The following is a 1272-nucleotide window of genomic DNA, read 5'->3' on the forward strand; positions in this document are numbered from 1 at the left end:
ATCTAAATCAATTATATGTAATGAATTAGCGAAGATCTATTCATTTTCTTTCCCTGGCATTATATCTGATCCAAAATCTGACTTATACAGTACAAAGGTTGAAAATATAGATTTAGTTGTTGATGCATTTAAGGTTGCAATCAATGCCAAATAATATGTTTACCACACCTAAATTTATGTTTTATTTATGTTGCCTATTGCTCATACTTCACCCACTTGATCAATTGCAAATTGTATATATTGGTGACTTCCCGCTTAGGTTTTCTCAAATAATAATTGTTCTAGGCTGCTTAACACTTATAACAAAATCGATTGCTTCTCAAAAGATATTGAAACCGAGCTTTGAATTCTCCATAGCCGTTATCTATTTAATATACGCGGCACTTTCTTTAACCTACACAACAAATTTCGCCGCAGGGTCTAGACAGCTTTTTATTTATTCAAGCTTTCTCTTAGTTGGCACTGTCAGCATATTGTTATTCAAGAATACTAAGCAGGACTACTTTTATTTAAAGTTAATTTGGATTATTGCAGTATTCAACTGTTTTTTTGGTATTGTACAATTTTTAGCTTTTAAATTTTTTGGTGTTACCTTAGGTATTCTACCGGAAACCACTGGCGACCATCTTAGATCGCGAGCGTATGCTTTTTTTCTTGAGCCAAACTGGTTTGGTGTTTACCTTGCTTGTCTTTTACCTTACTTCTTTTTTGTTAGTAAATACAGATCTGAACTTAATATCAGTAAATTTCAGAGTAACATTGGTATGTTTCTATTATTCACGGCTATAATTTTATCTCAAAATAGAGCAGTTATTGCTTCAATCATCTTTGCCCTATTCATCAACTTCTATTTCTCTGTTTTCAAAAACCAACTAAATAAAAAGTTTTTCTTTTTTGTTTCATTGGGTTTAGTATTGTCTCCATTTTTTTTGTTTTTATTTATAAAATCGGATATTGATATCATTTCAAGGTTAGTTAAAAGCCTTTTTGATATAACTGAATCTGCCGCAGCAGGTAGAGTAGTTATGTATGTGAAAATGCTAACTTCTTTCTTGCAAGAGCCACTACATGGTTATGGTATTGCTAGCTGGACTACTTTAGTCACTGGCTTATCTGTTGTCGAAGATTCGTTGATCAAAGCAAACATTACAGCACCTAATGAAACATTACGGCTGCTTGCTGAGGATGGTTTGATTGGGTTTTTGTTAATTTTATTAATTTTTTTCAGTCTTTCCAAAAAATACCTGATTTCAATAAAGCTTAATATTGATT

At 31.9% G+C, this 1272-nt stretch carries 1 protein-coding gene; it reads left to right on the forward strand.

Translation table 11 applies throughout. The features are described 5' to 3' along the window. Window positions 1-143: 143 nt before the first annotated feature. Window positions 144-1272, forward strand: a 1129-nt coding sequence (locus KDK14_RS08765; protein WP_257264712.1) for an O-antigen ligase family protein, incomplete at its 3' end; no start/stop codon positions are given.

It is taken from the genome of Endozoicomonas sp. ONNA2, from assembly GCF_024606365.1.
Classification (GTDB): domain Bacteria; phylum Pseudomonadota; class Gammaproteobacteria; order Pseudomonadales; family Endozoicomonadaceae; genus Endozoicomonas.